Source organism: Bacteroidia bacterium (assembly GCA_033391075.1).
GTDB lineage: Bacteria > Bacteroidota > Bacteroidia > J057 > J057 > JAWPMV01.
Genome location: JAWPMV010000001.1, coordinates 1428637 through 1453758, shown reverse-complemented (window position 1 = coordinate 1453758; position 25122 = coordinate 1428637). Strand labels below are relative to the sequence as shown.

Annotated in this window: 18 protein-coding genes; 5 read left to right on the top strand and 13 right to left on the bottom strand. The window is 41.9% G+C overall.

The window, feature by feature from the left end:
* Window positions 1-2 precede the first annotated feature (2 nt).
* Window positions 3-1232 (bottom strand): peptidoglycan-binding protein, encoded by a 1230-nt coding sequence (locus R8P61_05670; GenBank protein MDW3646524.1) that lies wholly within the window; start codon window positions 1230-1232, stop codon window positions 3-5.
* A 557-nt stretch (window positions 1233-1789) separates the two neighbouring features.
* Here R8P61_05670 and R8P61_05665 point away from each other — a divergent pair.
* Window positions 1790-2482, top strand: a complete 693-nt coding sequence (locus R8P61_05665) for a DUF4231 domain-containing protein (GenBank protein MDW3646523.1) — start codon at window positions 1790-1792, stop codon at window positions 2480-2482.
* A 1-nt stretch (window position 2483) separates the two neighbouring features.
* Here the strand turns inward: R8P61_05665 and R8P61_05660 are convergent, their stop codons facing one another.
* Window positions 2484-7583, bottom strand: a complete 5100-nt coding sequence (locus R8P61_05660; GenBank protein ID MDW3646522.1) for a caspase family protein — start codon at window positions 7581-7583, stop codon at window positions 2484-2486.
* 38 nt (window positions 7584-7621) lie between these two features.
* Window positions 7622-9757 carry a caspase family protein gene (locus R8P61_05655; GenBank protein MDW3646521.1) on the bottom strand — a complete coding sequence of 712 codons (2136 nt, stop codon included), beginning with the start codon at window positions 9755-9757 and terminating at the stop codon, window positions 7622-7624.
* Window positions 9758-9897: 140 nt separating this feature from the next.
* Between R8P61_05655 and R8P61_05650 the strand changes: the two genes are divergently transcribed.
* The gene (locus R8P61_05650; protein MDW3646520.1) at window positions 9898-11115 is read left to right on the top strand and encodes a patatin-like phospholipase family protein; all 1218 of its coding nucleotides are present in this window, start codon (window positions 9898-9900) and stop codon (window positions 11113-11115) included.
* Between the two features lie 42 nt (window positions 11116-11157).
* Here the strand turns inward: R8P61_05650 and R8P61_05645 are convergent, their stop codons facing one another.
* From R8P61_05645 to R8P61_05600, 10 genes are all read right to left on the bottom strand, one after another.
* Window positions 11158-11649, bottom strand: a complete 492-nt coding sequence (locus tag R8P61_05645) for a GNAT family N-acetyltransferase (GenBank protein ID MDW3646519.1) — start codon at window positions 11647-11649, stop codon at window positions 11158-11160.
* A 93-nt stretch (window positions 11650-11742) separates the two neighbouring features.
* A complete protein-coding gene (locus tag R8P61_05640) occupies window positions 11743-13251 on the bottom strand; it encodes a carboxypeptidase (GenBank protein MDW3646518.1) in 1509 nt (502 codons plus the stop codon).
* Between the two features lie 50 nt (window positions 13252-13301).
* Window positions 13302-13868: a RidA family protein gene (locus tag R8P61_05635; GenBank protein ID MDW3646517.1), complete on the bottom strand. Its 567-nt coding sequence runs from the start codon at window positions 13866-13868 to the stop codon at window positions 13302-13304.
* A gap of 157 nt (window positions 13869-14025) precedes the next feature.
* Entirely contained in the window at window positions 14026-15237 is a 1212-nt protein-coding gene (locus R8P61_05630; protein ID MDW3646516.1) for a DUF1080 domain-containing protein, read from the bottom strand.
* Window positions 15234-16439 (bottom strand): aminotransferase class V-fold PLP-dependent enzyme, encoded by a 1206-nt coding sequence (locus R8P61_05625; GenBank protein ID MDW3646515.1) that lies wholly within the window; start codon window positions 16437-16439, stop codon window positions 15234-15236. Before R8P61_05625 ends, R8P61_05630 begins: the two co-directional genes overlap by 4 nt.
* An 11-nt stretch (window positions 16440-16450) precedes the next feature.
* A complete protein-coding gene (locus tag R8P61_05620; GenBank protein MDW3646514.1) occupies window positions 16451-16927 on the bottom strand; it encodes a RidA family protein in 477 nt (158 codons plus the stop codon).
* A 27-nt stretch (window positions 16928-16954) separates the two neighbouring features.
* Entirely contained in the window at window positions 16955-17881 is a 927-nt protein-coding gene (locus R8P61_05615) for an RraA family protein (protein ID MDW3646513.1), read from the bottom strand.
* 18 nt (window positions 17882-17899) lie between these two features.
* Window positions 17900-19009, bottom strand: coding sequence for a bile acid:sodium symporter family protein (locus R8P61_05610; protein MDW3646512.1), 1110 nt, complete (start codon window positions 19007-19009; stop codon window positions 17900-17902).
* Between the two features lie 12 nt (window positions 19010-19021).
* Window positions 19022-20263, bottom strand: a complete 1242-nt coding sequence (locus R8P61_05605; protein MDW3646511.1) for an amidohydrolase/deacetylase family metallohydrolase — start codon at window positions 20261-20263, stop codon at window positions 19022-19024.
* A 56-nt stretch (window positions 20264-20319) separates the two neighbouring features.
* Window positions 20320-21237 (bottom strand): SMP-30/gluconolactonase/LRE family protein, encoded by a 918-nt coding sequence (locus R8P61_05600; GenBank protein ID MDW3646510.1) that lies wholly within the window; start codon window positions 21235-21237, stop codon window positions 20320-20322.
* 356 nt (window positions 21238-21593) lie between these two features.
* Between R8P61_05600 and R8P61_05595 the strand changes: the two genes are divergently transcribed.
* The 3 genes from R8P61_05595 to R8P61_05585 are packed head-to-tail and all read left to right on the top strand — an operon-like array spanning window position 21594 to window position 24728.
* The gene (locus tag R8P61_05595) at window positions 21594-22022 is read left to right on the top strand and encodes a hypothetical protein (protein ID MDW3646509.1); all 429 of its coding nucleotides are present in this window, start codon (window positions 21594-21596) and stop codon (window positions 22020-22022) included.
* Between the two features lie 3 nt (window positions 22023-22025).
* Entirely contained in the window at window positions 22026-24026 is a 2001-nt protein-coding gene (locus R8P61_05590) for a tetratricopeptide repeat protein (protein MDW3646508.1), read from the top strand.
* A 15-nt stretch (window positions 24027-24041) separates the two neighbouring features.
* Window positions 24042-24728: a response regulator transcription factor gene (locus R8P61_05585; protein MDW3646507.1), complete on the top strand. Its 687-nt coding sequence runs from the start codon at window positions 24042-24044 to the stop codon at window positions 24726-24728.
* Window positions 24729-25122: the final 394 nt, after the last annotated feature.

Genomic DNA, 25122 nt, shown 5'->3' with positions numbered 1-25122 from the left:
ATTTAGATATTCTTCATAGATGCTAGCGTATTGCTTGCGTAGGATTCGCTTAAACTTCCCGAAATATTTAAAGATTCATCTCTCCCTAAAGTATAGTACAAATATTCAACTCCTTGAGGTGCATAGGCGAGAATCAAATCGGTAAACATATTATAGGCCCCTTTTGTCTTTTTCCTGGAATCAGTTAAATCCCCATAACTTTTGGCCGCAAAGCCAGAGCAATCCACGACTTTGCCACTATGGTTGATATAACTCTTCCCCGCAATCACCTGACAACCAGCTGAAAAATTGGCCTTCCCTATGCCCGACCAATGAATATTTATGGTTTGATTGGTATTTTTATCCAAGCCTTTCTTAATATCTTTAAGGGTTAAGGCATCATCATTATCTCTATCTCTAAATACCAGCACCCCATACTTGTAAGGCCTTAAGGCTCGATAGATCTTTTTATCACTCGAAATTTTGTGCCAGGCAAATCTGTATTTATGCTGCCCCTCTACTAAAAAGGCTTCATCAAATCGACCTTTCTTGGTTTTGGCATTAAAGGCCATCGATTGACTGGGATCTGTTGATCCCCAGAACTTGAAGACCAGGCCATTTATCAGAAGAATGAAGATATCATCATTTTTCCTTCGATTTACTTTATCCGATTCTCCAATTCGAATCCCAATCAAATGTATATCCGATTTGTTGAACTTCCAGTCCGTTGGTTTTAAGGTATCTGTGTTGCCGTCGAAGGCCTTGATTTGTTTCAAGGTGGGATCGTCTATGCCAGAATAATGTTTTTTTGCGTTTCCCAGCAAGTTCAACCACATGTTGTATTCTTCTGTAGGCTTCTCCCTAGCAAGGGCCCATTCGCACTTTTTTCCTTTTGGCCAGGAATTAATAGCCCCCCATGTTCCTGAGCCCACAAAACCGTCTGGTTTCATATTCTGGCCCTCAACGGTTCTCATGTATTCTTGAAAAAGTCTCACAGAAGCTTGCGTTACGTATCCAAAGATGCCATCTTTTGCACTACGGGGCATAAACCCAGCATCGAACAGGAAAGTCTGGAGTTCTCTTACCTTACTCCCTTTTATTCTTTTAAACTTGCGCCATTTGCTTCTATCATCATCCCTAAATGATATGGCTGTTCGCAAGATGTCTCCCACATTATGGAAGGGCTTAAGGTAGGCTTTTTTATCACGGACATTGCTGTCTTGGTCGTGATGACCGATATACAATATAGACATGTTTATTAGTTTGAGTTTTCTAAATGATGAAAAGTAGCAGACATAAATGCCAAATAAATCTTATTTGCCATTCTGTATATCTACTAAGCAATTCATTTTGAATTGTAGTGATTAAGAAAAGAAAACCCCATTTCCCAAAATCCTGGGAAAGAAAAGAATAGCTATCAGGAGTAACTAGTTAGCATAATGATGATATTGACTTGAGACAGCCGAATCACCCGTTGAATGTTTTAGTTACTAATATTATTCGAGAAAAAGAAATTTATTTCCATTTTGCTTAGTGGCTTTTTTAGGGCTTTCTGTGCATTCCTTACCTAAGCCTCTTCAAAAAAGGGCCAAAGCAGGCAAAAATAGTGCATGCAAAGGCGTATATTTCCATCCGTTGAAACATTTGATTATATTGAGTATATTCAAATAGACTACTGCTTTTTTATTGCTCTATATATTCCTAGCAAATAGTTTTCATATTTCCTGTATGCATTCAAACCTCTTTTAAGTCTTGGTTTGCATTCGAAATATTTCTGGTATAGCCTTTAGCCCAAACTATTTTAAACATTATGGATCTCACTCCCGCAAGAATCAAAGAAATCAGGAACTACGTCAGTCAACTCGACTTGGAGCCTTCTCAAAAAGAACTTCTGAAAATTAGATGGCTGGATACCATTGATGATTATGAAAAGAAAGCCAAGCGAGACGTAGACCGATTTAGGTGGTATTACCTCACTGCCCTCGTTGCGAGTCTTCTGATTCCCTTTATCACGAATCTTAATAATACGTTATTGAATGAAATTGCCCAGGACATTATTGTATCAATTTTGGGCGTTCTGGCGGCTTTAGCTGCTGGTCTTAACCAATTGATCAATTACCGGAAACGCTGGGCTTTCTATCGTCAACAGTCTCACCTTATCAAACAGGAAGGCTTTGCATTCTTAAGCCTTACCAATCAATACAAAGAATTCCAGACTCATAAAGATGCCCTGAAAGCATTTTTGGGGAATGTAGAAAGAACGATCTCCGAGAGCATTAAATTCTACCAGGATTTCTTAGATACAGAAGAAGAGGACAGTATGATTAGTATACCGGAGAATGCAAAAACAGAGGAAAAGAAAAAGGATTCAGAAGAAGTTAAGAAAGATCCTTCAGCTCATACCGAGGGCGGTTTGAGTAGTGATGAACCCCAAACAAACGAAGATGAAACTTCCGATCAAACCGATGAGGCCCTTGAGGATGCAGGCGAAGAGGTACCCTGATTTACCGAAGGGTGATTTGAGCTATGTTTGTCACATATCGACATGCAAAACCCTTGGTTTTTGAGTCTTTGCCTCTGTACATTTTCCCATTTATTTTCTTAAATACGTAAGCCATTGCTTGGCTTGTATCTTCCTTGAAGTCCGTACTTGTCCAGTATTTGGCATGTTCCTCCTCGGTTTGAATTCCTTTATGGATGCCCTCTTCTTCCATCCAACCCGCATGTTTAACATTGAAACCCGTCAATCCCCCGTCGATTAGTTGAGCATAAGGTTCTTCCCATCCTCCATCCATTTTTTCGCCAAAAGATTCGGCCAAACTTTTCCATTCTTCGTCGCTGGGAAGACGCCATCCTTGTGGGCATACTTTCATAGCCGTTTCCCAAGTATAGAGCCTGCTGTATGAACCGTACTCATTTTCAACTAACCAGGATCCCTCTTCTGTTTCATAATTCATATCTTCTGCCATCCATATCAGCCCATTGAGAACAAGTGTACGGTATTTTTCCGAGCTCTCGGAGCCAGGTTTTACTCGTGGGTCTTCGAAGGTATCAAATTCCGGAAGCGCAGGAGAAGTTTGCCCTTTTAGGATCAAGTTTACTCGCTTTTCTACCAGAGTTTCTACATTTTGATACTTTTTCAGGAAATCCCCAAATGCCTTGATACTTGGCTCATTCATTGTTCTTGGGGGGAAATCTGAGCCCAGGGCCTTCAGGTAACTTGTTGCTCTGTTCTCAAAGTGTTTCGCTAAGAAATCATAGGTTTTAACTCCCTCCACGCTGGTCAACAATTGATAAGAATCCAACAATCTTCTCCTAATGCTTTTCTCTTCAGCATCGAGCTCGTGGATATTCAAATAAGAAATTCCTTCCAAGAGGAGCGATTTATCATGAAAGAGTTGCTGGATGGCGAAACCCATGCGTTTTTTGTGTTCCGGTTTTTTACGGTCTACTTCTTTCATTTGACTATAGGCCTGAACCGCTCGAACATAGTCCTTTTGTTTTTCGTATGCCTGCCCCAGAAAAACGAAAGAGCTTTCATCTCCCAACTCGATAGCTTCTTCAAAGGCTTTAATACCTTCTTTCAGGTCTTTATGCTTCCCGGATTCCAAGCTCTTCTTTCCCTTTTCTATCAATGCTATCTTTTTCCTTTTGGGATCAAGTTCATTCAAACTTTCCACTACCCGATCCCGATTTCCCATAGGTGCGCCTGCCTTTAAATAGGACTCAAAAGCTGTAATCAATTCCGTTTCACGTTCTTCTTCTATTTCTCCTTTCATGGCAGTAGCCAAATAGTATTTGATAGAAGGATTGGAAGGTTCTAATTTATTCGCCTTTCGTAAAAAACTAAGGGATTGAGTCCAAGTATATTTGAATGTTTTGAAAGCATCCACCAATAATCTTCCCATGGGAAAGTTGGCTTTTTCATCCTCATTGGCGATGGCTTTCTTAAACGCTATTTCTGCTTTCTCAAATTGTAGTTTTGCTTCTTCATGCTTATCAGCCAGCTGGTAACGCTCCCCCAATAAGTGATGAACGACTCCTAAATCGATTTGGGTAACTGAAAGTCTTTCATTGGACTCTAATTTTGCTATGAGTTTTGACAGTTCATCTTTGGCCAACCTCAGGCTTTTGTTTTTGATTTCAAATATCTCATCAACTCCTAAGTCCACAAATCCCGCAAAAGCCGCCTTCTTAGGCCCCAAAATAATGGGGGAGAAATACTTATATTTCTGATTGTCCAGGGAATTTGGAATTTGCTTTTTCAATCTCTTCACCTGTCTACTAAGCGTTTCCAAGGATAAGGGTTCCCTTGATCCTTTTTGACCTTCCTGGCTTAAAATCTTCTGGAGAAAAGCTGTCATAATCCCTCCTCCTCGATTCTCGGGAAAGGGTTCTTGCTCATCTTGTATCTCATGGCCTACGAGTTCAATCCAGAGTCCAGAATTAGCGGAATAAGCTTTTGAGATAGTCCCGCCCGAAAAAACACTTACGTTGCCAATTTGGAGAAATTTAAGCCAATTATTGCGAAGGCGCAATGAACTTCCCTGGAACTTCCTTATTATACGATCCTCCAGGTCAGATTCATCCTCTTCGAACATCAAACCCTTACTTTGGGAAGTACCAGTAATCACATCGGGGTCTATATATCTTCTTGAACCCTTTATAAGACCAGCTTCAATGATCGTGGTTAAATGATTGGCTGACTTGGCCATATGTGCCAGTTCCAAGAAGCTGATATCCTGGACATGATCTAAAAAAACATCGTAGCTCAGAATACTCCCTTTAACTTTGTGATCGTTATTGAACTTAAATTTCTTATCGGTAGACCTCGTCATGCTTTTTCGTCTCACTTCATGGGAACAATATCCTGCATAGAAGAAAACAGCCGGACCATGCTCAGCGTGTTCCACCAATTTCTTAAATTCCGTCTCAATCTCATTTCGACTCGCAGCTTTATTTTTCAAGACCTTGACTTTAAAGCCAAATTCTTCCAACAATTTTTTCCATATATCTACATCCCGAAGGATTTCATCCTGACCGCTATACCTTCTGGGGTAATCAATAGTATTTGTTAGATCTTCACCGATTGCCTCTTCCCCTTCTTTAGTTTCGAAGCAGTCTACGCCTACCAATAAGGCTCGTTTTTTGACTTCATGCCTTTCTTTATACAATTTTGCCAGGGCTTGCTCAGCGGTATGGCTTCCATCATTAGTTTGAAGATAGATGTCCAAATGCTCCTTTGCCTTAGAAAAATTAAATTTGCCGTGATTGAGCAAAACCAAATTCAAATGAAGTTCATCATCCAATAAACCTATCGCTTCTAATTCTGATGCCAATCGCATAGCCTTTAGGGGATCTTGATCCATGTAGGATTGTATCAGCTTTTTGTAGACATCCAGAACAGGTGTATCAGGCAGTAAACTAGAGAAAGTTTGAAGTTTGGAAAAAGAATAATAGGTATTGGCACCATAGGTAAAATTTACCAGGTCATAGATATTATCTAGTGGACTTTCTGAAGGGAAGGATCCAGGAGCCCAAATAAACTGGGGATCCTGATTTGAAGTCTCCTTTTTCACAATTTTTTCGACTTCTCGGGAAAATGCTTCTTTAAAAGAATCTTCTTGTTCTTTCCCTTTAAACCTTTTTAAGGTTTTAGACACAGAATAGGAAAATACCCCATTTAGTTTTCCTTCAAGAATTTTCTCATTAGCAAATTGTCCCTCTATTGCTGCTGACCAGACCGAATAATCCCCTTCGCTTTCTACCAGTTCCAGAAAAGCTGGAGAATGACAATGATCCAAAATAAGAATTTTTGATTTAGCCGGAATTCCTTTGATGTATTCATGAAATTGACGGGCATATACAATTTCTTCAAATACTTTTTCACCTGTTTTAGGATGGCTATCAATTTTAGATGCAAATAATGGGATATACGGTGCATCAGGAGCGGAATTGTAATCGTCTAGCAGGAAAGGCTCATGAAAGGCTCTTCCCGTATGATAGTAAATAAAGGTATCCTCTATGCTTAGTGATCGGGCGTAGGAAGTAAGCTTCTCTTTCAGAGAATGTGTGTTTGCCTTTTCCCCTAGAAGCACTTCGATCTCTACATCCTCCCAAAAAGTACTAAGTGCTTCTTTCATAATCTCCACATCATTCAAAGGTCCCTTTAAATTGCCAAAATGTTTATAGCTGTCAACCCCCAGCAGGAAGGCATAAATTTTCCCTCGCTGCGCTTTTTTAACCAGGACCTCTCCTAAAACCTTCGCAAAGGCATATTTCTCATGTTCAGGATATTGATTGCCAAATTGTTTAAGTGTTTCAGCTGCTTCCAGCAATTTTTTCTCATCTCTCTTGCCTTGGAGCAATTGCATACAGCCTTTTAGGAATAAGACATCTGCCGATTTTCGGTCCAAATAGATTTTTGCAAAGATTTGTTCTGCTTCTTCCCACTTACCCGCAGCACTCAATGCACGTGCCTGCCATAACAGGTATTGTTCTTTTTGTAGTTGCGATTCTTCCTTCTTGCCTTTATACAACTGAACAGCTTTCCGGAAATGCCAATATGCAGATAGGTACCGTTCGAGGTCGCGGCTTCTATTACCTACTTCCATAAGTAATTTTCCCAGTTTAAAATGCAGTTGAGTGTCTAGCCCTCCTGTGTAGGAAATGGGCATGTCGTGGGTACCACTTATGGTCGTTGGCTCTTGCTGGGTGTTGGTCAATTCGACCACCTTGTCTCTAACGTATATGCTCAGTTCTCCTACAGATACTATACCGTCTTTTTTTCCATAATTACCTCCTCCCAGATATCCATCGGCAGCCCCATTGATTCCTTCAATTAGCGCATGTGTAAAAGCTCCACCACCTATGGGTTTACCATCCTCCCCTTTTGCGCCCCACTTTGCATCCTCCAAAGATTTTTGACCGGATTGAGAAGAGGCAAGCCAGGTAATTCCTGGTTTGCTCTCAATAATCATTTTCCCCAGTAATTCATTGTTCCCGCTTCCTGAGGAAGCTCCACTCTTCACTTTTTGGGTTACGATCGCGGCCCTTCCGGAGGTATCTATCACAGCTCCGCTATAACATGAGTCGATAATAACCAATATCCGTTCGGCAAGCAGGGTATCGTCTATGCATTGCTTTATCTCACTCATGTGCAAAGCAGTCCCTGGAATATCTTCGGCTTCTGTATCATAGGTCAGAAAGTAGTTGTTGCTAGGGCGGGCTTCATCCGGAACCCCATGTCCTGAAAAATAAATGATGACAAGATCCTCAGCCTTGGGTTGTTTAAGAAAGGTCCGGAGGGCTGATAGGATGTTTCGGGTAGTAGCGTCTTCATTGACGAGGTATCTGATATCTTTAAAGGAGCCACATCTTCCTGATTCCAATTGTTCCTTAAATGAACGGGCGTCAGTATGTGCGAATTCCAAGGGATTAATGGTCCTATTAAATGCTGGAGAGAGCCCTACCGCCTCCTGATCTTTTCCTTTTGGGGGCCTTTTGGAATCTTTGTATGTAGATATACCAATGACTACGGCCCATTGGTCAAGTATGGGCTTTTTGTCTATACCACTCCGTTGATCTGCCGTAAATATATCCATAGAATAGAAAAAGTTTTAGGTTAAGGTTTCTTCTCCGGCTAAGGGCTAGCTTGGTAGTCGGGATTAAGCACACGTATCCTCAGTATTTTTGTTAGCCAAAAAGCACCGTCTGGATAGCCTTGAACAGGCCCTTGTTCTTGCTTTATTCCGTCTTTGGCTAGATTTTCCCCGGGAAACGGCAATCGGGTTTGGTTGAGACTTCCAGACAATTCAAAAGGGCTATTACTGACAATTAATTTAAGGTAAAACATTTGCCCCCGGTTACGCTTATCCCTTTCATATGGACGAAAATACACAGGAGAGCCTATGCTTTCATTGCCCAAGCCCCAAATTTTTTCCTTCCCGCCTAGTCTTACAACCTCTTTTTGTCTAGGCATAGTTCTTGAATTCACCTGAAAAAGATGCCCCATGTAGAGTAAGCTTATGTACAAAGGCTTTTCTGACAAGTTTTGAATCCACAGACGCAAGTATCCAAAGGCTTCTTCATCCAAGCGGGGCTTTGCTAATTCAATTTCCCAGTCTGGATACTCAAAAGGATCTGGCAATTTTGCTTCTTCTGCCTCTTTATCTGGGTTGAAGGTGATTTCCTCCAGGTATTCTTGCATCGCTATATCCTTGGTGTGATCTCCCAAAGCAGGCTGCCAAATCAATTCCCATTTTAAAACCTCTTTCAGATTAGTTTTAGGTTTGGGATTATGAAGAGCTCTCACAAAATTCCAATGGGCAATATGGGAAAGGTAGCGCAATAGTTGTTCGGCAAGATTTGCCGTATTTCTGCGAATTGGGTCTAACAGAGGAAAATCTTCCTTCTTGGCCAGAGTTTCGCCTGCATGAGTTAGGGTGTATCCTTCTTCTGATGCTAGTAATTGATAGCTAGCCTCCATAGGGTCATCTACCCATTCGATATTCAGCTCCTGAAGTTGCACTTGGATGCTAGCTTCATCAAGGAGGCTTTTGAGGTCGGCAATCAACCTATCCGTTCCGCCTATATAAATAACTAATGGATCATTATACAATCCACTGATTCTGGCTTGGTATTCTTTCTTTGGACCCGTACCTAATCGCTTTCTTACTTGTAGGTTTTCAGGATTTACAGAATCAATAACACTAAAAGCAGGCTTTACTTCTTTCAATTTACCCAGAGAAAAGGTTTCATCAGTATCGTCCAGGATCTGAATGTTTAGCTTTTGTACTGCCTGTTTTGGAGGGATTCCATGTATAGCTCCTTTGTCCAATCTCCACTTCCCATGTTGTTTGAAAACATTTGCCAAAACTTTGCGTTGAGATTCCAGACCCGTCAAAAATGTCCCATCAAGCAAATCATGAACAATAATTTGATCTTTTTTCAATCCCTTCGCATACAGGGTGGGAAATTGACTGTATTTTTGCCTGACTCGGTACCTGACCCTTGCATGAAGGTCCCGAAAACTTATGGAATCCTGAGTCTGCTCCAGAATATGTAGCAAATTTTTGGAAAAAACCCCTTGTTGGCCAGGAACCTCAAATGCAGATTGATAACTCTCACAAGCTCCCATGTGGATATGGATAGATTCAGGAAGGGATGTTTCAAGCAAATTGGTGTCCGTCAATACAGCTTTACTCACCGTGGGCTCATGTTCTCCCGTGCTAAAAAGAAATTGATCCCAGGGTCTTACTCCTGCCTGTGGACCCAAACGATTGGTCAGTTGTGAAAGATCCCGACTCAACCCCCCGGAGTTGCAAGCATCGGTAATCAGAACTATTCTTGCCTTTGTTCGAAGGGAAATCAAATGAAACAAATAGCGCAATTCTTTGTCGGAAAAGGGAGGGGTACCATTCACATAGGTATCATGACAGACCAGGGCTTCCAGCTGATTGTCTTTCTCCTTCCAGCCAGGATCTGCTTCCTCCTGACAACCATGGCCCGAGTAATAAAATAAAAGAGTATCCTCATCTGATATCTGGCGATTATCGCTAAGAAAAAATTCCCGAATTTTATCCTCAATTCCTTGTTTGGTAGCATCTTGATTGATCAGTTTTTCGACAATTAGTCTTTCTCGGGGAAGACTCAATGACAAATAATTTGCAAAATTATTTACATCATTAACACAAGCAGATAGATCCTTCAATTGATCCATTTCATTACTTGCTGCGTACGTATCGATTCCAATCAGCAGGGCGTGAAGGTGGGACATGGGCGCTGTGTAATTTAAGGCATATTTTGCTTTTTCAGATTATAATTTACGAAAAAATTAAATTTCTCCTTAATTTAAGTTAAAAGCTTTTCGCTGCCTTCATCATTGAAGGCAACTTTCTGTAAAAACTACGATATACTATGAGTCAATTTACACACACCCGAGCCATTTTGAGTATAGATGGTGGAGGAATCAGGGGCGTTATCCCTGCCAAAGTCCTGGTAGAAATGGAGAAGCGAATCAGTGAGATCAGCGGAGATGAATTCACCCGAATCGCAGAAGTTTTTGACCTGATAGCAGGCACCTCTACCGGAGGGATTCTGGCTTGTGGACTAACGGTAAAAGACCAGGAAACACAACTGCCCAAATATTCAGCTACGGACCTTCTGAACATTTACAAAGGAGAAGAAAGAAAAGTTATTTTCAAGAAAAAACTGGGATGGTTTTCTCTGGATGGATGGTGGTTTGGGAGCAAGTTCAGAGATAAGGGAATAAAGAAAGTTTTAGAAGAAAAACTGGGTAATTTTGAGTTGAAAGAAACTTTCACAGATATCCTGATTACCTCTTATGATACGGCCTTAAAAAAGCCTTTCTATTTTTATACACCTCATGCACAAGAGGATGAAGTGAACGAAAATTTTGAATTAAAAGATATCGCTCGCTCTACCTCTGCGGCACCAACCTATTTCCCTCCACATCGGATACCTGAGCTAGATAATGAAATAAAGGATACTCAAGTAGCAAATGGTAAGCACCTTGCCCTGGTAGACGGAGGTGTTTTTGCCAATAATCCATCCGTGCTAGCGTATGTCCTGGAACGTGAGAAATGGAAGAAAAGTAAAGAATACAAAATCAGAACCCTTGCCCTGGAAAAGGTGCTGGGGGATAAAGGTACAGTTGGCAAGGTTGGTTCGGACAATTTTGATGTGCCATTTTTGCTTATTTCTATCGGTACCGGGAAGACTCGAAAACCCTATGCTTACAAGAAGACCAGAAGGTTGTGGAAATCTCAATGGATCAAGCCTCTTTTTGATATTTTGATGCAAGGCGTATCTGAGTCTGTTCATTTTCAAATGGAACACCTACTTCCAAAATACCAGGACCCCGAAGATCCTAGCTCAACTACCAGGCGTTATTATCGATTCAACATAGAGTTACCAGAAGATTCACCTGAAATTGACAATGTTTCGCAAATGCATATTGATAGTCTGGTAGTATCCGGGAATTCCCTCATTTCTTCTGAGACGAAAATCGACTCTGCTTTGCAGGAGGATCCTGATAATTTACCAAGCGTAGACCAAGCCCTGGAGATTGTATGTGAATTGTTGGTTGAAATGGCTCGTGCCAAGAAAAAATAATCCTCCAGACCATTAAATATCCTAGCGTATCTTCTTTCTGGCCTAATGCGCCTCATCTGGAATATCACTCAGGAGGTGCTGATAAATTCCGGGATTTGATCCTTCGATCAAGCTAGCTCCTACCGCTTTTTCATAAAAACGTGCAGGCCCTATTCCGCCAATGATTGCATAGGCATAACCTTGCTCTCTCATGGCTATCAGACATCTCAAGAGGAGAATTTTTCCGATTCCTTTTCCTCGAAATGATTTCTCAACTCCAGTAGGACCAAAGAAATTGCGATAAGCTGCATCATAGGCAGCAAAACCCACTATTTGCCCTTTGTGAATAGCGATAAAACAACTAACTGGCTGATAGGAGAAGCAAACTTCCGCTTCGCTCGCCCAGCCATCATCGAAGCGTTCCCGTACCCATTCCACGACGATTGATTTTTCAGCAGCTAGAGCTACCCGAACAAAGATTTCTTCCTCTGCCATCCTTTGGTTCAAAGGAGTGAGGTCTGGAAGGTCGTATAATTTAACGAGCATATCTTGCATAGGACAAAGGCTTGGAATGGGAAAAAGAATAGGGATTAACGAGAGATCCCGGCCCTTAATTTAAGGCCGGGATGTCATATGTTATAGAAGAATTTATTTAGAAGTAGCCTGAATAAATTCTGAAACGTCTTTTTTAAATTTCTCCAAAGAAGGCTGATGCGTGTACATCATGTGGCCCGCTTCATAATATTTCATGATGATATTGTCCTTGATCTCAGGAGTAAGTCCCAGATGATCTATGCTGTACTCTACTCCATAAAATACCGTGGCTATATCATAATATCCGTTCAGGATAAGGACTTTCATATTTGGATCACGAGACATAGCCTGAGCCATATCCGGACCGGTATTGATGGCAGTTGAAGTTCCCCAACCAAAGTTGCCCTGGTGCTTCCAATCCCATTTGAAGCCAGCTCTTCTACCAGCAGTGATGCTATACATCTGGGATTTATTCACTTTGAGATCATTGTGGAAATAATCGAGAAAACGAGTGATGTAAGCAGGTGAAATGGCCAGACTTTGAGGGTCATAATTGGCTCCCTGAGCGAGTAAGTCCTGATTGATCCCGCTAAAACGAGAGTCCAATCGACCTACTGTCTGTCCTTCCTCTCTCAAGAGCTCCGCAAAGAATTCATTGGCCTTTACCCTAAGATTGGCTTTCATCCAATAGTCTTCCGTTAAACCAGCAATTGACACCAGTTTCTTTGCCATGGCCTGTTTATCCTCATTGCTCAAACGATCCCCTTTAAAAAGAGCCGGTACATATTCATTTTCGGTAAATGCCCGAACTCCCGCAATAAAGGCTTCGAGATTGTCCCCCTTATTGGCAATTTTATCATGGTACCAGGCAGTTGCTGCGTAGGTAGGTAAATGAACGATATAAGGCATATCATCATCAGGCGGGAACATGAGGGTTCTCAAGTCAAAAACAGCTGAAACCATAATGACTCCGTTCATCGCAATTCCCTGACTCAACAGACGATTCATCACCCCTGCATTTCTGAAAGTTCCATAGCTTTCGCCCAAAAGATATTTAGGAGAATTCAAGCGGCCATGTTCTATCAGAAATTGAGTGATGAAAAGACTGATACTTCTGATATCCTGGTCTACTCCCCAAAAGTCCTCAAATTTGGCTTTACCAATGGGCACACTCAATCCTGTACCAATGGGATCCATCATGACCAAATCTGCTACATCCAGAATAGAGAAATCATTATTGGCCAATTCATAAGGAGCTGCTTTTGTGAAATCCGGATCATTCACAACGATCCTTTTCGGCCCCAGTACTCCCATATGTAACCAAAAGGAAGAGGAACCTGGTCCTCCATTGTAGGCAAAGACGATGGGCCGCTTGCTTGAGGCATTATTCTTTTTGTAGAAAGTAAAACCAAAAAGTGCAATTGGCTCATTGTTTTCATCTCTTAGCTTAAATGTACCTGCTTGAGCAGTAAGGCTAATACTGCTACCATTTATAACCACTCTTTGAGGGGTTTCAGAAACTTCAGCAGCCGGAATAGGCCCGGGCTTAGTTTCTTTTTCCTGGGCAAAGAGAAGGACTGAGGCAGAAAGCAATAGTAAACTGAGAAGAAGGATTCGTTTCATAAAAATAGATTAGATTCAATTTAGTAGTAAAATTATCAGAGGATTCTTTTTTAATCTTCTACTTCGACGATCATTTCTATCTCTACGGCGATATTTCCCGGCAAAGCATTCATTCCCACAGCTGCACGTGCATGCTTTCCTCTATCCCCAAAGATCTCAACCATCAAGTCCGAATAGCCATTGACTACTTTGGGCTGATCGGTAAAATCAGAACTACAATTCACCATACCGAGCACCTTGACGATCCTTTTCACCTTGTTCAGGTTCCCCAATTCAGCTTTTAGAACCGACAATTGGTTGATCCCTGTCTCTCTGGCAGCATTATAGCCTTCCTCGATGCTCAGGTCTGCTCCAACTTTTCCGGTAATATTTTCTCCATTGGCCTGCATGGGACCTTTGCCCGCTAGAAATATGAGATTTCCTGTTCTTACGGCATTTACATAATTGGCTACAGGTTTGGAGGGCGTCCTCAATTCTATTCCCGCTGCAGCCAGATTGGCTTCCGGATCATAATCTGAACTTTGTGTAATTCCGGCTTCTGATACTTTTTCGCTTTTCTTGGGACTTTGGCAAGCGAAAAGGGAGACTATGAGGAAAAATGCTAGTACTTGTTTCATGCGTATGTAGTTTTGAAATAGTTGATTGGTGTGAGTATGTACCTTTTTGGTGGAAAGAAGACATCCAAAAAAACAGGAATAAGAAATGGAGACCTGAGAAGTTTATGACCTCCTGAATTTCCCAATTTTTGTTCCCTATTCTTATTCTATCCCTTTCTCATTGATCCATATTTTTAATCATTACATCCTTAAAATAAATATCAGAAGGACCTTTACTTTCTGAAAATACCTGAATTCCTGCTTGTAGACAGATATTCCCTCTCTTATTGAACATATCTGGTACATGGGTGTCAGAAGATTTTTCTCCATTGACATACATGACAATATGATCTTCCTTTGCAAAAATTTCCATTTGGTTCCAGTTCTCATAGTCGATCATACCGTACCAGGCCCGGACATGATTTACAATAGATCCCGTAGAATAGGGATGACTAAAACCATTATGATCATAGATGTTGCACTCCAGGGCATCTTCCAGACTAACATCTTCGCGATCCGGACTTTTTCTAATAAAGACTCCACTGTTGTCCTCCTTTTTAATTTTGAAGGAGAATTTGAGATAGAAATTTTTGTAGACTTCCTCACTGACCAAATAGCCCCCTTCTCTCCCTGAGTATCCATGAACTACCCCATTGCTAATCCTCCAGCTCCCATCTCCTATGGGATTCCAGCCTTCGAAACTATCGTCCGGGAACATCGGCTCCAGGGGAACTTCCGTATTTCTTCGGAATGCATGTTCCATCATGACATCTGGCACATTGGGGGCCTCAACTTCTTCCAACAAAAGTTCTCTAAAACCAATGGTTTGCCCACTTTCTGTTGGGGCCATTAAGGCAATTTTACCAACTTTCCTTTTCCGATCATGACTTTCACTCAGCAACTGATCATCCACCAAAACCCGGAGATGATCTCCAATAGCTTCTATCTGAATCTTATGCCATTCACCTGCCTTTAAGCTATCTGACACTTTAGCCCTGGCCACTCCAACTATAGAGCCGAGGGGATGTTGTTGCTCTTCTTCCCAATCAATGTTTATCAGGTAAGCCGATGAAGCAAGATCTTCTGTTTCTTCATTTTCCAGGCGAATGGCAATCCCACTATTGATAAAAGGAGCCAGGAATTCTGCATAGATGATAAAATCTCCATAGGATTTGTCACTATAGAGGAAAGCGAGTTCATCGCTCTCGTTGGTCAGGAACATGGCATCATTTTCAATTTCTACTTCTAGCTCCCCGACTTCCTCCCAGCCTCTTGTGTCCTTTCCATTAAATATTACCTGTCGGCCTTCTACCACTTTTTCTTCAAATGCTCCCCCCAGGCCGCAGGCGCTTAACAATAAAACAATACTAAGGATGCTAATTATTCTCATGCTAAAAGAATTTCTTTAATACGTCGAGCGACGATGCGCTCCTCGCCCGGATTCATCATCCAGGTTGTGATGTCCACAGATTCCTTTCCGCCAACTGTCTCTATGGAAGGATGTCCGTTTCTCAAGGCTTCTCTCACCTCATTAGGGCTCTTCCCCAGCTTCTTTTCATCCCAGCGTATTCTGAGTGAGGGCACATGATTGGCAATTTTTGGAACATGGATTTCCGGTTTTACTCCCTCTACAGAAGCTGCCGCATCATGGATCAACTGAATCTGCTTTTCCCATAAGGCCCAATCTGCCTTATGATCTCTGTTGATATAGTTTTCAACTGCAATAAGCATAGCCAGAATTTCTTCTTTATTCACCTTCATTCCCCGACCGACTGTATCTCCTCTGGGAGGGGCACTCAATCGAGCCGAAGCAATCAAATCCTTTCTACCCAGGAGCAAACCGCAACTTTGTGGACCTCTCAGGCCTTTACCTCCTGAAAAACAAACAAGATCGAAGCCCATATCGGTATACTTCCACAAGTTCTCAACCGGAGGTACATCAGCTGCACAGTCATTCATGGTAGGAATCCCATGTTTCTTTCCAGTGGCTATGAATTCTTTGTATTGGATTTTTCCGTTAAAATTAGCGGTATTGAGGAACCAAAGCATAGCCGTATTTTCATTAATAGCTGCTTCCAGTTCCTGCAGACTTTCAACTTCAATGATTTTTACTCCGCAATTCTTGATCGCATGTGCATAACCGATCACATGGGATTTCTGCATAATCACTTCGGTTTTCATTCCACTTAAATCTGTTGGAATGCGACTGGCTTTCTTGGAATCGCCCATGGCCAATACCCCTGCTGTACCCAGGGTGATGGCAGAAGCAGCTCCGGCAGTTACCGTAGCAGCCTCACAACCGATCAATTCGGCCAATCTTTGGCCTACAGCATCCTGTAGTTCGTCCAGAGCCACGTATTGCTTGCTCGCATAATTATATGCACCTACGGCTTCTTCCCGCAGTAAACAACCCGTAAGAGCTGTATAGGTTCCTGCAGCATTTATGAAGGTTCGCAAGCCCAGTTCTTTATAATAATCGCGTACAGGCTGCTTTTCATTTGTCTCAGCATGGAGCCATGCAGTACCAAATAAGCCTCCCATTACAGGAAGGGCGGAAAGTCGTTTGAGGAGTTCTCGTCTTTTAAGTGCCATGATAATTGGGGTTAAACAGCAGCTATACAATCCATTTCAACTAGTGAATTTCCAGGTACGCCTCCGTAGGTGGCAACCGTTGTCCGAACCGGAGGGCTATCCCCAAATCGTCCGCGAAAAACTTCATTCATTTTATGGTAATCAGCCAGGTCGGCCAAATACACATTCACTTTCAGCACTTTTTCCATTGAAGAGCCATGTTTCTTCAGCGCCTTTTCCAATTCTTTGAGGACATGATCGGTATGTGCTTTTATATCTCCATCAAAGTGCGCCCCTTTGCCCGCTATATACAGCAGGCCTCCATGCTTTACAGCACCGGAGAAAAGTGGAACTTCCTGTTCATCTTTGACTACATCATAGGCAGTTTTTTGACTTGGGTCATCTCCCTTTTCAGGACTCTTTGCCTGTACGGCTGTGATGCCCAGTCCTGCAGCCAGAAAGGCTGAAAATTTCTTGAGGACTGATCTTCGGTTGTTTGAGTTTCGCATAGTAGATAGTATTAAAGCAGTATAGAATTACCAGGTTCTGTTTTTCAGGAGTTCCTGTATTTGTTCTTTGGATACAGGAAGCTCATCTATATGGTCTCTCAGCCATTGAGAGAAATCTTTTTCAATCACATCTGTCCATCTGCTATCAATCTGGCCGGGGGAATATTTTCCTTCTTTCAATCGGGTAATTCCAAATAAATCGCGAAGTCGAACAATCTCTGAGGTTAGCACGACTTTCTCAGCCAAATGAGCAGGAATGAACATGATTCCTTCCCTCTTTGCCAGGACAATATCACCTGGCATGACGGTAGCTTGCCCCATCCGAATGGGAACATTCAAACCCGTTAGCATTACCTCAGTTAAGAAGGAAGGATCCCATCCCCGTACAAAGGCATTGAAACCTTCTATTTCTGACAAGCCTTCCATATCTCTGCTAGAAGCATTGAAAACAACCCCATTGCCGGATTTTGCATAGATGGCATTGCCAAGATTATCTCCGATCAAGGTACCATCCTTAATTTTCCCAAAGGCATCTGCCACATATACGTCTCCCTGACTCAGCATATCAATGGGCCAGGAGTTGGGACTTCCAATGCGACCGTCTTTTTCTCCTTTGTCTTTGATTTGATCAGAAACATCCGGTCTATTGGGCATATACAAGGCAGTCAGAGCTCTTCCTACAACGGCTACATCTTCATGCAAGGGTTCCCAGTTTCCTTCAAACTGATTGTGATAACCTTCTCCCCTCAAAACTCCCCAGGCTTCTTCTATCGTTACAGATTTCATCCGCTCGAGGATATCATCGCTGACTTTGGGTCTACCATCAGGAAACCTCTCTCCTTCCCATTTGGAGGTGAGGAAAATGAGATACTCTTTACTGATGGTTTGAGTAAAGCCTGCGGGCAGCAAACACGCAAGAGAAAATATGAGAATAAGGCTTGTTTTGAGTTTCATGAATTTGAGATTCTTGGGTTAAAAAAAGGCTTCTTCTTCTTTGAGTTCTTTTTCCTTTCCGGGAGGATTTTCTCTCCACCAGGTGGCAAGCGAAGAACCGGATATATTCATCCAGGGCCCGAAAACTGCAGGAGCTAATCCGACTGTAGCTACCTTCCCCATTTCCAATGCCAGGCCTGATGCCAAGCCTCCATTTTGCATACCTACTTCCAGGGCGATGGTTCGACAGTCATTTTCCGGCATACGAAATAGTTTGCATGCCCAATATCCCAATCCATAACCCATTAAGTTGTGTATAATGGAAGCGAGAATGAGGAGTAGACCTATGCTCAATAAGCTATCTCTACCTGCAGCTGTGATAATGGTAATAATGAAAGCAATTCCTCCCATGGACAGGAGAGGCATGGCTTTATCCAACCAGGAAAATTTGCCTTGAAAGAAATGATTGAAGAGCAAACCGCCTGCTATAGGCAGGATGACGATTTTGATAATGCTCCACATCATAGCCCAAAACTCTATGGGTACCAATTGCCCGGCAAAGGTTTTCATGAGGAAGGGTGTCATGAGCGGAGCGAGTAAAGTTGCACATGCTGTTAGCGTTACGGATAAAGCCAAATTAGCTTTTGCCAGATAGGACATCACATTGGAAGCCAGGCCAGATGGCGTTGATCCAATGAGAATAATACCTGCAGCAATTTCTGGTTCGAAACCGAATATATTAGCCAGGCTAAATCCTACAATCGGCATAATTGTAAACTGACAGATCAGGCCAATTCCTACTGCTTTTGGCATTTTCACCACCCCGACAAAATCCTTGAAACTCATGGCCGTTCCCATACCAAACATGATGACTTGTAATAAAGGAACTATGAGAAGCTTCAAATCAAATCCTCCCCAATTAGTAAATAGAGCAGGATAAAACAGGGCAGCCGTTACGGATGAAAAAATCAAGACCGTAAATGAAAAGCCTTTGAAAAAGGGGTGTCCTCTCAGGGATATTGCCAGTAATAGAAGACTGATGACCAATATGAAGCCGATCTCATTCCCCATCCCCATAAAGAACATGAGTAAAGAGGTCAAAAAGCCAATACCAGCAGCTCCCAGTAAATATTTATGAAGTGCTTGCATCCTATTTAAGAATCATTTTGCGGTAGTTTCAGGAGCGGCGATCCCATTTAGGTCCCAGACAATTTGCCCATCTCTAAGGGTGAGTTCGCAGATCAGTTTCTGATCTCCTTTCATTTTATAGCCCTGTGTATCAATAAATCCAAAATCTCCTTTTACCAATCGAAAAACCGCAATATCAGCTCCAACTCCTTCACTCAAATGTCCCAGTTCTTCTTTTTGAATGATTTGAGCAGGATTCCAGGTACTTCTTTCGATTACCTCTTCCAGACTCATTCCCAGGTTGAGAAATTTAGACATCACATTTGACATGTCTTTCATACCGGTATTCATAGAACCTGTATGAAGGTCAGTACTGATGGAGTTAGGTTTGAAGCCTTGTTTTGAAGCAGGAATTGCCTGCGCCCAAAGGAAACTTCCACCCCCATGGCCTACATCAAATATGATCCCATTCTTTTGGGCCTCGACAACAAAGGGTTTTAACTTTCCATTTTCATCGACAATAGGTTCACGCCCTTTTACATGAGCAAAGGCATGTGTGAAAATATCTCCAGGTCGGAGTTTTTCCATAAATAAGGTTTCAATAGAATGAGGAGGATCGGTACCCCCAAAATCTACCATCACAGGAATGCCCGCTTGCCTTCCGGCCTCCACGGCTCTTTCTACTGGAGTCCACTCCGGTCCATAATAGTGGGCTACCTTCACCCCTACTATATGGTCTGGAAAAGCTTTGGCTTCCATAGCCGTCAATTTGGCACTCATATCGACGAGGTTTTGCTCTGTCGCTCCACCAGCCATACCCGAGCCAACGATATTGAGGAAACTCAATACCCGGGTTTTGGATTTATCTATCGTTTGTTTTTTAAAGGTTTTAAAGTTTCGCCAACCTGCTCCCCCTACATCTACCAGGGTGGTGACTCCTGCTCGGAAAGAAAATCCATCAGGAGGCAATGCCGTATAGCTGTCCGCCAAATAGGCATCATCTTTGGTCCCCCAAAAATTGTGGGAATGAATATCAAGGACGCCTGGAACAACATATAAATCTGAGGCATCAATCACTTTTTTGGCTGAGGAAACGGGAATATTCTCCGCAAGTTTAGCCACTTTCCCATCCAAAATTGCCAGGTCCATTTTCTGACTGATTTGGTTTTTTGGATCGATGATGTGGCCTCCTTTTAGTAAAAGGTCATAATCCTGGGCATTTAGGTAGGCCATACCTGCCAGGACCCAAAGGGTAGTTAGTAGTAGTTTTCTCATGTGGTAGCAATATCTTATTAGGTATAATTTACAGGATTACCCATTTAATAGCCATTTTATTTTTGCCTCCAAGACCATTCACGCCCCGCAAGCTCTGTTTCAAAGCTTTCTACACTTCCTCTATCCTGCAGGGTTACATAGGCGGTCTTCCCTTCCGGACCTCCGAAAGCTATATTTGAGGTTTTCTTTCCTTTCATCTGTACTTCCCGAAGCAATTCCCCCTGGGGATTTAGAATAGCAATCGTTCCCTTGCCATAACGCGTCACGTATAGATTGCCCTGTTCATCACAGCGCATACCGTCCATACCATGATCTTCAAATTTATGGAAGAGTCTTTTATTGCTTATCTCCCCCTCTACAGAAAGATCATAGGCCCAGACATTTAGCTGGATGCTTTCATTCACATATAGTGTTTTTTCATCAGGACTCACTTCAACTCCATTGGTGGTACCCATATTTTCTTCCAGCAAGCTTAGCGTCCCATCTGTATCTACTCGCCACAATTGACCCGTCGAATCCCCCCATTTGGGATCGCTGCAAAAAAGGATTCCTTTTTTCATGATGGCGAGATCATTGGGTTGATTCATCTCATCGTTATGGGCATGGATGCTGATGGCTTTCGTAGAGACATCTACTTCCAGAACATTATGTCCCGTATAATCAGCGACCCAAAGATTTCCCTCTGGATTTATTCTAATCCCGTTTCCCGTACTTCCCTCTGGCAAGCGAACAAACAATTCTGCCTCTCCTTTTGGAGAGACTTTTCCTATCGTCCCTTGTTCATTAAAATTTACTATATAAATATTGCCGGCTTTGTCCGTTGCAGGCCCTTCTATTCCTGAGGTAAACAAGCTATCTGCGGTAAGATCGCTAGCCTGAAAAAGCTCTTTCTCGATTTCTTTTGGACTCTCTGTAGTCGCTTTCTGACAAGAAAATAGTGGGAGAAGGCAGAAAAAGTAAAAGTAGTATCGCATAGTATATAAGCTTGAGGAACGGTAAGCTAAGAAGTGTGGAAATGCTTTGCAAACTGAACATTTGCTCTTCCTGGCTTAGCTTATTATTTAGTTCCGATACTCAATTCATATCTTTATTAGCAAGTTTTAGCTGGATTCCTTCTATAATTCACTTTGTCAAGAATTATAGAGGGCTTCTTTTCCATCAGGAAAAAAGAAATCTCTAAAAGTATGACAATCCACAATATTCAAAATTGTGGTATATTCAGAAAGCCTACGGAAAACCCTTAGTTTATGGGCCTAAAAACCGTAGACTAGGCCTAAGACTTTTAAGCTAATTTGCACTTACAGAATCAAAAAACCCAAAGCTCTAGATCATGATTTTATTTAAGCCCTACGGGCACCTCACAAAAATCGGAACAGATGATTTCCGACTCAGCCTAAGTGTACTTATACCTGATGAATACGAACTGGTTCAAGGAAACAGACAAGACATTTCCGCCGAAAACATCACCCGGCTTACGTTCAATTTAATATCTTTAGGAGGTAAAGTACATGCTGCTGCAAAAGATTATCTTATCTATGTAGATGATGTTCCTGCTGGACATGTGATTGAAATTGTTGTCCAAACGAATATTCCTTCACATGAATTACCGCCAGATTTCCAGGAATTGATTTCAGACCTGACTACAAGTCCTCTTTTACTTGGTAAAACTGTTTTATGTACACAGGGAGTAGAAGAAGGAGATGACGATCGGGATGGAACTGATAAAGACAAGGAAAGCAATCCACCAGATGATGAATAATTCATGAAAAAACATTTCTTCATATTAGGCTTTTTTCTGAGTTTCTTTTTGCAAAGTGCTTGGACACAAACTACAGCGCAAACAGAAAGAATAGATGCGCTCAATAGAAAGGCATTCGATATGGTGGAAGAAAAACCTGACTCTGCCGTACTTCTTGCAAAGGAAGTACTGGCAGAGTCAGACCTTATTTCATACCCGAAAGGTAAAGCCCTTGCCCTCACTCGTTTGGCCATAGTATCCAGAAATCAGGGAAGACTCGATTCAGCCATCCATTTTTTTGAAAAAAGCCTTGAAATTCGAAAAGCTTCAGGACTGTCAAAAAGTGGCATTGCCGGAATTTACACGCGTATTGGAAACACCTATAAAGACAAGAATTTGTATGCCCGTGCGATCATTCATTTAACTGATGCACTAAAAATCCGCAAAGAAATAGAGGTAAATCAATGGATTTATGAAGCTCATATCGATTTGGGAATTGCCTATAAAAACCTTGCCTTGAGGAAACAAAGTGTTTTCAATCTTGATTCGGCGAAACGTGATTTCCAAGAATCTATTTTCCACTATCAAGAATCCATGGACCGGAGCAAATTAGAAAATCCCAAGCGATATGCCGATGCGTCCATGATGATCTCCTCAGTCTATAGGGCCCTGGGAGAATACGATCAAGCAATTTCCGCCATTAATGAAGCTGAAAAAATTAATTTGGCCCAGCTTGAAAATTCTAGTGCCAGCGATTCGACAAAATATTTACGGGAGCTGGCAGATATTTATACCCGAAAAGGCTTGATATATTCAGAGTCAGGGAAAGTTCATGAAGCCACTGATTATCACCTAAAAGCTATTGAGTTAAATCAAATAGCTTTTGATTCATTAAACTCCTTTATCGCCTTTATCAATATGGGAGATAATGCAATTGACCGAGAAGACTTTCAGGCAGCATTGGCAAATTTCAAAAAAGCAGAAAAATTAAAATCCGCAGCCAATTCAGATAAACGCCAACTTCTCAACCTCTATGACAACCTGATCTTAGCTTATGAGGCATTGGGTAAAAATTCGGAAGCCAATTTCTACCTGAAAGAAAGGACCCAACTCAATACGGTAATTTATCTGGAAACCAATAAAGCCCAATTGGAAGATGATAATGAGATGTACAAATTGGAATCTACCGTTCAAGAGAAACTACTTGAAAACAAATACCAAAAAAGACTCTCCCTCGGAATCCTTATTGGAGGAGTCCTGATTAGTGCTCTGCTTTCAATGATTCTCTACAATTCCTATCAAAAACAAAAATATCAGGCGATCATCATTGAAAACCAGGAAGCCAATCACATGCAACACCTCCTTTCTCAATTGGAAGAGGCAGAACAACAAATCCTCGCAGATCAAAGTGCCAAACAACAGATGCTCCTGACTTCCATCGGTAAGGAACTGCATGACAGCATTGGTTCTATGTTGTCTGCAGCCAAACGAGAATTGGAAAACCTCAGAAATAACCTAGTAGAAATTCCCAATAAGGCAGAGAGTCAATTTGAGCATTCGTATGGGATGATCGACAAAGCCATACGCGACCTGCGAAAGATCTCTAAATCTCCAGATAAACTTTCCCTCGAAGAACAACTCATCCCTTCTTTGCGAGAACTCTGCAAAAACATCAATCGCATCGAAAACTCACCCAACATAGAACTCAATACCTATCGGCTTGAAGGTGTCAAACTTCCAGCAAAACATGAACTTCATATTTTCCGCATTATCCAGGAAGCTATCACCAATATCATCAAGCATGCGCAGGCGACGGACATCCAATTGCAATTGGACTGGGCTGATCGTATCCTCAGCATAACCGTCGAGGACAATGGTAAAGGTTTCGATCCCAAAAAGATACAGCACGGAGTTGGCCTCGACTCAATGCGCTCAAGGACAGAAGAACTCAATGGAACCTTTACCCTGGATACTGCACCGGGAAGAGGTAGCACCTTATTTATGGAAATTTCAATCCCAGGCTAATACAATAAAGAATCGATGACCAACACAGTACAAAACTTAGGGATCATGATTGTAGATGATCATAAGATCCTGGCAGAGTCTCTGAGTAGACTAATAAATGAACGCGAAAATATGGATGTCAAAGCGATCTCAACCAGCGGAAGAGATGCCTTGAAATACCTGAGAGAAAGCAGTCAGGATATAGACCTTGTTATCATGGACCTTCGCATGGAGGAGGCGGATACGGAAGAACCAGCCGGCCTTACTACGGCCCGGAGGATTCTGAAAGAAATATATATGAAAGGGGTGAACGAAATAAAAATTCTGATCATGACCCAATTGGTAGATGGATATCTGATCGACCTGGCTCATAAAATGGGGGTTCATGGGTATTTGGCTAAAGATGCGGATTCTCATATCCTTTTTGAAGCGATTGAAGGTATCTGTATTGGAAAACGCAGATATTTCCGGGGGGAAATAGCCGAAGCATGGGATCAGTTTTCCTATGAGCATACAGGTATTATTGAAATCCCCAAGCTTACTCCTACCGAAAAAGAGATACTTCAATTGATTTCAGAAGGACTAACTACCAAAGAAATTGCGGATAAAAGAGGTAAGGGTGAAGATGGTGTTGAAGCCCATCGTAGAAACATCATGCGCAAACTCAATGCTCGTAATGCACCTCATATGATTGCCTTAGCTTACCAGTACAACATGATATAGATACACCACACTTCAATGCTTCCCCGTCTGTACATCCAATACAGTCGGGGAATTTCCATTTTAAATGGCTCAGATTTTTCCTGGAAAAATTTGACTTATTTCACAATCCCCTACTATTTTAATTTACGGAAATTATGTTATATTAAAGCTGAATGGTTACTCTCTAGGTAAAATTGCCACAAAACGTACACGCATAGTTTAAAAACCTACGGAAAACCCTTAGAATCTTAAACGGAATACGTGTAGGGCATCTCCTGGGATTAATTCACAATTTGTACCTGAGTTAAGACAAAGACAAAGTTTATTCTTTGAGTCTACGCTCAGCGTTCTTTATTAAAAATCCCATTTGGGAAAAGCTTATTGTTAGGAGTTATATGCACGGATTTTTTATCCG

Coding starts and splice junctions, on each gene's coding strand:
- R8P61_05605 (MDW3646511.1), bottom strand. CDS start 20,263: ATGAGAAAACTACTACTAACTACCCTTTGGGTCCTGGCAGGTATGGCC.
- R8P61_05610 (MDW3646512.1), bottom strand. CDS start 19,009: ATGCAAGCACTTCATAAATATTTACTGGGAGCTGCTGGTATTGGCTTT.
- R8P61_05620 (MDW3646514.1), bottom strand. CDS start 16,927: ATGCGAAACTCAAACAACCGAAGATCAGTCCTCAAGAAATTTTCAGCC.
- R8P61_05585 (MDW3646507.1), top strand. CDS start 24,042: ATGACCAACACAGTACAAAACTTAGGGATCATGATTGTAGATGATCAT.
- R8P61_05635 (MDW3646517.1), bottom strand. CDS start 13,868: ATGAAACAAGTACTAGCATTTTTCCTCATAGTCTCCCTTTTCGCTTGC.
- R8P61_05595 (MDW3646509.1), top strand. CDS start 21,594: ATGATTTTATTTAAGCCCTACGGGCACCTCACAAAAATCGGAACAGAT.
- R8P61_05665 (MDW3646523.1), top strand. CDS start 1,790: ATGGATCTCACTCCCGCAAGAATCAAAGAAATCAGGAACTACGTCAGT.
- R8P61_05670 (MDW3646524.1), bottom strand. CDS start 1,232: ATGTCTATATTGTATATCGGTCATCACGACCAAGACAGCAATGTCCGT.
- R8P61_05655 (MDW3646521.1), bottom strand. CDS start 9,757: ATGTCCCACCTTCACGCCCTGCTGATTGGAATCGATACGTACGCAGCA.
- R8P61_05645 (MDW3646519.1), bottom strand. CDS start 11,649: ATGCAAGATATGCTCGTTAAATTATACGACCTTCCAGACCTCACTCCT.
- R8P61_05615 (MDW3646513.1), bottom strand. CDS start 17,881: ATGAAACTCAAAACAAGCCTTATTCTCATATTTTCTCTTGCGTGTTTG.
- R8P61_05600 (MDW3646510.1), bottom strand. CDS start 21,237: ATGCGATACTACTTTTACTTTTTCTGCCTTCTCCCACTATTTTCTTGT.
- R8P61_05630 (MDW3646516.1), bottom strand. CDS start 15,237: ATGAGAATAATTAGCATCCTTAGTATTGTTTTATTGTTAAGCGCCTGC.
- R8P61_05625 (MDW3646515.1), bottom strand. CDS start 16,439: ATGGCACTTAAAAGACGAGAACTCCTCAAACGACTTTCCGCCCTTCCT.
- R8P61_05660 (MDW3646522.1), bottom strand. CDS start 7,583: ATGGATATATTTACGGCAGATCAACGGAGTGGTATAGACAAAAAGCCC.
- R8P61_05650 (MDW3646520.1), top strand. CDS start 9,898: ATGAGTCAATTTACACACACCCGAGCCATTTTGAGTATAGATGGTGGA.
- R8P61_05590 (MDW3646508.1), top strand. CDS start 22,026: ATGAAAAAACATTTCTTCATATTAGGCTTTTTTCTGAGTTTCTTTTTG.
- R8P61_05640 (MDW3646518.1), bottom strand. CDS start 13,251: ATGAAACGAATCCTTCTTCTCAGTTTACTATTGCTTTCTGCCTCAGTC.